Annotated in this window: 9 protein-coding genes; 4 read left to right on the top strand and 5 right to left on the bottom strand. The window is 66.0% G+C overall.

What is annotated here, in order from left to right:
• The 4 genes from ACFXGJ_RS09495 to ACFXGJ_RS09480 form a co-directional block, all read right to left on the bottom strand.
• A partial coding sequence (locus ACFXGJ_RS09495; protein ID WP_378618109.1) for an Rv1355c family protein occupies positions 1 to 1,061 on the bottom strand: 1,061 nt, incomplete at its 3' end.
• 15 nt (positions 1,062 to 1,076) lie between these two features.
• Positions 1,077 to 1,826, bottom strand: coding sequence for a hypothetical protein (locus tag ACFXGJ_RS09490; protein ID WP_378618106.1), 750 nt, complete (start codon positions 1,824 to 1,826; stop codon positions 1,077 to 1,079).
• Positions 1,827 to 2,029: 203 nt separating this feature from the next.
• A complete protein-coding gene (locus ACFXGJ_RS09485) occupies positions 2,030 to 2,452 on the bottom strand; it encodes a hypothetical protein (RefSeq protein WP_378618103.1) in 423 nt (140 codons plus the stop codon).
• Positions 2,449 to 2,928: a GyrI-like domain-containing protein gene (locus tag ACFXGJ_RS09480; RefSeq protein WP_378618101.1), complete on the bottom strand. Its 480-nt coding sequence runs from the start codon at positions 2,926 to 2,928 to the stop codon at positions 2,449 to 2,451. The genes ACFXGJ_RS09485 and ACFXGJ_RS09480 overlap by 4 nt, the downstream gene beginning before the upstream one ends.
• A gap of 339 nt (positions 2,929 to 3,267) precedes the next feature.
• Between ACFXGJ_RS09480 and ACFXGJ_RS09475 the strand changes: the two genes are divergently transcribed.
• The 4 genes from ACFXGJ_RS09475 to ACFXGJ_RS09460 are packed head-to-tail and all read left to right on the top strand — an operon-like array spanning position 3,268 to position 7,018.
• Positions 3,268 to 4,506 carry a class I SAM-dependent methyltransferase gene (locus tag ACFXGJ_RS09475; RefSeq protein WP_378618098.1) on the top strand — a complete coding sequence of 413 codons (1,239 nt, stop codon included), beginning with the start codon at positions 3,268 to 3,270 and terminating at the stop codon, positions 4,504 to 4,506.
• 28 nt (positions 4,507 to 4,534) lie between these two features.
• Positions 4,535 to 5,329: a glucose-1-phosphate cytidylyltransferase gene (locus ACFXGJ_RS09470; protein WP_378618094.1), complete on the top strand. Its 795-nt coding sequence runs from the start codon at positions 4,535 to 4,537 to the stop codon at positions 5,327 to 5,329.
• Complete coding sequence (locus ACFXGJ_RS09465) at positions 5,326 to 5,976, top strand: PIG-L deacetylase family protein (RefSeq protein ID WP_378618091.1); 651 nt, start codon at positions 5,326 to 5,328, stop codon at positions 5,974 to 5,976. The genes ACFXGJ_RS09470 and ACFXGJ_RS09465 overlap by 4 nt, the downstream gene beginning before the upstream one ends.
• A 1-nt stretch (position 5,977) precedes the next feature.
• A complete protein-coding gene (locus ACFXGJ_RS09460) occupies positions 5,978 to 7,018 on the top strand; it encodes an NAD-dependent epimerase/dehydratase family protein (RefSeq protein ID WP_378618090.1) in 1,041 nt (346 codons plus the stop codon).
• Positions 7,019 to 7,037: 19 nt separating this feature from the next.
• Here the strand turns inward: ACFXGJ_RS09460 and ACFXGJ_RS09455 are convergent, their stop codons facing one another.
• The gene (locus tag ACFXGJ_RS09455) at positions 7,038 to 7,589 is read right to left on the bottom strand and encodes a dTDP-4-dehydrorhamnose 3,5-epimerase family protein (RefSeq protein ID WP_378618089.1); all 552 of its coding nucleotides are present in this window, start codon (positions 7,587 to 7,589) and stop codon (positions 7,038 to 7,040) included.

Raw genomic sequence — 7,589 nt, 5'->3', positions numbered from 1 at the left:
GCAGGGTGGTCGACGTCGACGGCCGGCCCGACTGCCGACGAACCCAACGCGCCGAGCCGGCCGTCGACGTCGATGCGGATGCGGCCCGACGGCAGCGGCAACCCCAGACCCAGCCGCCGCACGGCCGCGGCCACACAGCCGGCGCCGAGCAGCACGTCGCCGCCGAGCTGTGGCCAGGTCGAAAGCGTGCCACCCAGCTCGACGAGGGACGCGGCCATCCTGGACGAGACGTCCTCCGGACCGAGGATGCGCAGCGCCTGCGCCACCAGGTCGCGCTGGGACAGTCCACCGAGGGCGCCGCTGTCGACGGATCCTAGGAATCCGTGAAGCAACGGCCGGTCGGGCTCGAGATCGAAGCGCTCGACGTCGAGCAGCCCCCGGTCGCTTGTCTCCATCAGCACCGGTATCCGCCGCGCGCGTGCCTGCGCACGGATCGCCGACTTCATGTCCAGCGAGTCGCATTCGTCGACGACGAGATCCAGGCCCCGGAGGAACCCGCCCATGACGTCGGAGTCGATCCCACCCGCGTGCACGGATACCTCGAGATAGGGATCTAGTTCGGCGATCCGCCGGGCGGCGACGACCGCCTTGTTCACGCCCAGATCGAACACGGTCCCGGGCACCCGGTTCAGATTGCTCAACTCGACGTCGTCGAAATCCGCGAGCCGCAGTGCACCGCAGCTCCCCTCCAGGGTCAACGCCAACGCGATCGCGTGGCCGACGCTGAGGCCGACGATCCCGATCTCCAGCGCGCGCAACCGCTGCTGCTCGTCGCGGGTGATCTTGTTCCGGTTGCGGTCGAGACGGAGCCGGCGGAACCCGCCCGGACCCAGCAGCCGCACGACCGCGCGACGCCACGGGTAGTAGGCCCACACCGGCGCCTCGTCCGCGTAGGCCGAGTCCGATGCCGGGAGGAGTGCCCGGAGTCCGGACCGCTGCACGTCGAGTTCGTCGTGGAATGCCACGGCGGGATCCGCGCGGAGCAGTTCGAGCAGCTCCATGTCGTCGGCACGGGTGTCGTCGAGCAGTGTCGCCGAGTACTGCTGGCGGGGCACGGTCATCACACGCTCCGTACTTCATATCGAACGGCGCAGCCTGATTAATTCATAATGCTCGACCGCGGACCGTGGTGCCCGCAATCGAGCACGCCGATTCCGTCCCGGCCCGGAGACCGCCGTGCGTCCGTTCAGGGTCGTCCGGTCCCACCACATCATCCGAGTCAGGTATCGGCCGTCCGGATACGGCGTGGGGGGAATGTGGGTGGCCACGACGCCGCCCGACGACTCCCACAGCTCGAGAACGTGCTCGGCCGCGGTAGCCATCAGAAACTGGACGTCCAGTATTTCCGTGGTCCGGCAACCTATTCCGGCCAGCGATCGAGTGAGCTCACCGCGGCGTGGGACGCCGTCCGCCACCCAGGCCGCCTTCATCTCGACGACGCCGAACGGAATTCGATCCCGGATCATCGCCTGGACGGCGGCGGCGCCCGGCCGGCCGGACCATTCCACGGTCGCGTGCGCCTCGTCGGCGTTGTGGTAGGGCCCCTGCGCCCGCAACCCGCCCGCCACCGTCCCGTCCGGTGCTATGGCTACGAAGAACAAGGCTGTGGAACGGCCGTCGTACATTCGTTCGTACTCGAGGGCACTCTCGGCGCCGTACTTGCGGTAACCCGTGCGCGCTCCGTCGAGGTACGCTGACCAGAGTTCCGGTTCCGCATCCGGATGCGCGGCGATGAATCGGCACTGTGAGCGCGGATCCCACGTGCTCGCGGTCCCGAAATACTGGCGATCGTCCGAAGTTGCCGTTCGGATGGCGTGAGTTGCCATTTCTTGGTCTCCGTTCCGGAGTCGGATGCCTGGCGCGACGGACACGGGACAGCCGCTTCCGGATATTGCGCCGATGGCGCACGAAGTCCCGAATCTCTATTCCGAGTAGTAACTCTTCTCGCTCGACGACACTTTGTCACCTGCCACTCGGACGCACTGGACGATCGGCACAATGCGGCGTTCGCCGATGTCGACCGAACTCGCTATGCGAGCGAAATGAAGAGTTCGACGGCTCGATTGCGGGACCACTCGATCTCCTCCGCGAATGCGCGATCGATCCTTCCCTCTTTCATTGCCATCTCGGCTTGCATCCAAACATCCTCGATCGGATCCTTGACCGGTCCGTCAGGCGTGAAGAACGCGAAGTACCCGGCCGGGACGCGGACCGCCACGTCGCCCACCACGAGATCCGCAGGGTTGGCACACGGGTACCCGACCACCGCCGAACATCCGCCGCTCCGATTCGGGACGTACACGGTGACGATCTCCGTGATCCCGCGCGCGCGGATGCGCTCGCGGGTGAATTCCATGAGTCCACCGGACCTTTCGCCCGGCCCCGTCTCCATATTCGGCAGCACCAGCCCACCGAAGTCCTGCACTCCGCGTTTGACGATGACAAAGGTCATATCGATGTCTCCCCCGTCCGCGGCGGCACCACCGCGACGTACAGGTCAATTCGAAATGCATTCGGGTACAGCTCGAAATCACCTGTGAGGGCGCGAACTATCCGACCTGATTCCTCTGCGCGGCGCAGCTGCTCCCACAATCCGGCGACCACGTCCGGAAACTCACCCAGCGAAACGAACTTCGCATATCGGCCCGCGGGCACCCGCGCGAGCACGTGCCCACGAAGGACTTCGTCGATCGACGAGCATCGATATCCGACGACTTGGGTGTAGTACGAGTCGATTTCGCGCGCGTGGTCGATGTAGATCGAGGCCAACGGCCCAGGCAGGTCCTCCTGGAGAACGCTCGACCACGCCTCCTCGAGGTTGTGATCCCGTAGTGCCCCGAGCGGCCGCTTGGGACTGCGCACAGCAAGGCCCGCGATGAAGGTTTCCCCGAGTTCGACGAACTCGACCTCGGTGGACCGCCAGCTCATGACGTCGGAACCTCCCCTGGAAACGGGCTCGCACCGATATCACCATCGATGACCGCCCGACTCCGCCCATACAGATCAACCATAACCGCCCAGGGTGCCCACTACCCCGCCATCCGAGAGATCGAACTGGGCGCCGATGATGCCGTTCCGGCGACGCCGCCGCGGCAGCGGAACTCACCATTCAGATAAACCTACCTAGAGTCTGTTTTTCTCTTGATTGAAGACTTTTAGTGTGGTTAGTTGGAGTGAGTGAACCCGCTGGCGGCAGAATGAGCCAATTCCAGGACCTACGCCCTGCGAACCGTGGTCCGTCGGCTGGGGTGATCGGAAGGACATGATGTGCGCTGCCGACTCTGCACTTCGAACCGCCTCCTCAGCGTCCTCGATCTGGGCGCGACACCACCCTGCGAGAAGTTCCTTACGGCGGACGAACTCGACTGCCCCGAACCGACATACCCTCTGCACCTGCGACTGTGCGAGGACTGCCTGCTGCTGCAGATTCCGGCGCTGGTCACGCCCGAGGACACCTTCACCGAGTACGCCTACTTTTCCTCGTACTCGGACAGCTGGGTCGAGCATGCCCGTGCGTTCGTGCGTCACGCGGTCAACCGGCTCCGGCTGAACCACCGTTCGCTCGTTCTCGAGGTCGCGAGCAATGACGGCTACCTCCTCCAGCATGTGGTGGCCGCCGGCATTCCCTGCCTGGGAATCGAGCCGTCTGTCAACGTCGGCGCCGCCGCGCGCGCCCGCGGGGTTCCGACTGTCACCGAGTTTCTCGACGAGAAGCTCGCCGCGTCGATACGAGCCGAGCACGGCCCGGCCGACCTCGTCGTGGCCAACAACGTGTACGCACACGTCCCGAACCTGATCGGTTTCACCCAGGCCCTGCGCACCCTCATGTCGGACGACGGCTGGCTCAGCATCGAGGTCCACCACGCCCTGAATCTTGTCGCCCTAGGCCAGTTCGACACCGTCTATCACGAGCATTTCCAGTACTACACACTGCTGTCCGCAGCTCGGGCTCTGGCCACGGCGGGACTCGCCGTCGTCGATGTCGAGACGCTACCGACGCACGGCGGCTCGATTCGGATCTGGGCGCGGCCCGACTCGGCGTTCGATCTGCCCAGCCCTCGAGTGCGGGAACTACTGCGGGTCGAGGAGGAGGCGGGACTCCACCACGTGGACGGCTACCTCCACCTCGCGGGACTCGCGAGAAGTGTTCGGCACGATCTGCTTCGTTTCCTCCTCGACTGCCACGACCAGGGCAAGACCGTCGTCGGCTATGGGGCGCCCGGCAAGGGCAACACCCTGCTCAACTACTGCGGGATCCGAACCGACCTGCTCGATTACACCGTGGATCGGAACCCGTACAAACACGGACGATTCACCCCCGGAACCCGGATACCGATTCTCGAACCCGATCAGCTCGCAAAGGACCGCCCGGACGTGGTTCTCGGACTGCCGTGGAATCTCGAGCCGGAACTCACCGACCAACTCGGGTACATCGCGGACTGGGGCGGCGAACTGATGTTCCCCCTCCCCCGACTACACCACGCCGCTGACGGGCAGCGCGGTTGACCCGCGCGATCCACGAGGAGGAAACAGCATGAAGGTTGTCCTGTTCTGCGGCGGCTACGGAATGCGCATGCGCAACGACCGCAGCGACGAGATCCCCAAGCCGATGCAGATGGTCGGTCCCCGCCCGCTGCTGTGGCACATCATGCGGTACTACGCCCACTTCGGCCACACCGATTTCATCCTCTGCCTCGGCTACGGCGCCGCCAAGATCAAGGACTACTTCCTCGATTACCACGAGGAGCAGTCCAACGACTTCGTGCTCCGGAACAACCGGGTCGAGATGCTGCACACGGACATCAGCGACTGGTCGGTCACCTTCGTCGACACCGGCCTCGAATCCGCCATCGGCGAGCGACTGCGCCGCGTCCGCCGGCATCTGAACGGGGATCCGTACTTTCTCGCGAATTACGCCGACGTCCTCACCGACGCCCCGCTCGATCGCGTGATCGAGCGGTTCCACGCATCGGGTGCGGTCGCCTCCATCCTCGTCGTCCCGCCTCAATCGTCGTTCCACTGCGTCGATGTGGCGGAGAACGGCGAAATCAAGGAGATAACACCGATCAGTCGATTTCCGATCTGGGAGAACGGCGGCTACTTCGTTCTCTCCCAAGAGATCTTCGACCTGCTCCCCCCTGGCGGCGACCTCGTCGCAGACGTGTGCCAACCCCTCGCCGGCGAGGGCAGGCTCTTCGGCTACCGACACGAGGGGTTCTGGAAGCCTGCAGACACGTTCAAGGAACGCGCCGAACTCGACGACGGCTACGCACACGGCATCCACCCGTGGACCGTCTGGGAACACCCCGAACCCGTCCCGCAGCCATGATCGACCTGGGCGCGCTCGGGATCGGTGAGGTGGCCGTCCTCGGCGCGCATTGCGACGACATCGCAATCGGAGTCGGCGGCACCCTGCTCACCCTGAGGACCGCCAAGCCCGACCTTCGCGTTCGCGCCCTCGTGATGTCCGGTACCGATTCGCGCCGGGAGATCGAGGAGCGGCATGCGCTCGCCGCCCTGTGCCCCGGCGTGGATCTCGAACTCACGGTTCTCGACATCCCCGACGGCCACGCGCCGGGGTACTGGGACCCGATCAAGAACGCGTTGGAGGCGTTCGCCCGAGACACCGATCCCGACGTGGTGTTCGCACCCCAGCGCGGTGACGCCCACCAGGATCACCGACTGCTGGCCGAGCTGGTGCCGACCGTGTTCCGGGACCACCTGGTGCTGGGCTACGAGATCCTCAAGTGGGAGTCCGACACGCCCCGGCCGACCCTGTACCACCCGCTCACCCGCGAGGTCGCCGAGCAGAAGGCCCACGTGCTACTCGAGCACTACCCCTCGCAAGCCGAACACGACTGGTTCGACGAGAGCGCCTTCCTCGGCCTGTCACGGCTGCGGGGGGTGCAGTGCCACCGACCGCACGCCGAGGCGTTCGTGGTCGAGAAAGCAACCGTTCGATTCGGAGGGAAATGACATGCGGGTACTACTCACCGGACATCAGGGCTACCTCGGCACGGTCATGGCTCCGGTGTTGCGCGGCGCCGGTCACGACGTCGTCGGCCTGGACTCAGGCCTGTTCGCCGACTGCATCCTCGGCCCCGCCCCCGACGATCCGCCGGGAATCGACGTCGACCTCCGCGACGTCACGGAAGCGGACCTGGTGGGAATCGACGCGGTGGTTCACCTGGCGGCACTGTCGAACGATCCGCTGGGATCGCTTGCGCCCCAGATCACCTACGACATCAATCATCATGCGTCGCTGCGTCTGGCCCGGCTCGCGAAGGACGCAGGCGTCCGGCGTTTCCTCTACGCATCGACCTGCTCGGTGTACGGCGCCGGGGGCGCCGACCTGGTCACCGAGAACGCGCCTCTGCGCCCGCTCACGCCGTACGCGGAGAGCAAGGTCCGGGTGGAGGACGATGTCGCGGCCATCGCGGACTCCGGCTTCTCGCCGGTGTTCCTCCGCAATGCCACCGCCTTCGGCTTCTCGCCACGTCTGCGCGCGGACATCGTGGTGAACAACCTCGTCGGACTCGCACTGCTGACCGGCGAGGTGCGCGTGCTGTCCGACGGGACACCCTGGCGTCCGCTCGTCCACGCGCAGGACATCGCCGCCGCGTTCGCCCGAGCCCTCACCGCTCCGATCGAGAAGATTCATTGCGCCGCATACAACGTCGGGACCGAAACCAACAACCTGACCGTCGCCCAGATCGCCGACGCCGTCGCGGGGGCAGTGCCCGACTCCACTGTGGTGATCACCGGTGAGTCCGGGCCGGACGCCCGCTCGTACCGAGTGGACTTCTCGGCCATCCGTGACGCCTTCGACGGGTACGAGGCGCTCTGGAGCGTGCCGGACGGGGCAGTCGAGTTGTGCCGCCGCTACACCGAGTGGGGTCTGACCGATGCCGACTTCGCCACCCGGTACACCCGGCTGGCACGTCTGGAATCACTCAGAACCGCAGGACGACTCGACTCGTCCCTGCGACTTCAGCGCATACCCGCCGATCATGGGTGACGCCCGCAGGTCCGGTCGGCTACAGACGCCCCCGCAGGTCCGCCCAGCTGCCGGCCGCTGCGTCGCGCGCGCTGACACGCGTCACCGGCAACGGCCACGCGATTGCCAAGTCAGGATCGTCGTAGGCCACCGCGACGTCCTCGGAGGGGTCGTGTTCGCGGTCGATCCGGTAACAGACATCCGCCGTGGCGGTCAGCGCCTGGAATCCGTGCAGGAATCCGGGCGGCACGAACAGATGACCGAAGTCGACATCGTCGAGCCTGAACGTCTGCTGCAGCCCGAAGGTCCGCGACTCCCTCCGGATGTCCACCAGCACGTCGTGGACAGAACCGTGCGCACAACGGACCAGCTTCGCCTCACCTCGCCCCGACCTACCGTGCATGCCGCGGACCACACCGAGCGCCGACCGCGACTGCGAGTCCTGAACGAATCCCGCGGCGAGGCCCGGTCGACCGACCGCGTCGTCGAAGACCCCGGCGTCGAACGTCCGGGTGAACAGGCCTCGGTCGTCCCGGAACGGCTCGGGGAAGAACATCAAAACATCTGCCAGATCCGCGGTTTCGACGCGCAT

The sequence above is a fragment of the Rhodococcus sp. NPDC059234 genome (genome assembly GCF_042754225.1).
Lineage (GTDB): Bacteria > Actinomycetota > Actinomycetes > Mycobacteriales > Mycobacteriaceae > Rhodococcus_G.
The sequence above is the reverse complement of the archived record's forward strand: the minus strand, read 5'-3'. Positions and strand labels throughout refer to the sequence as shown.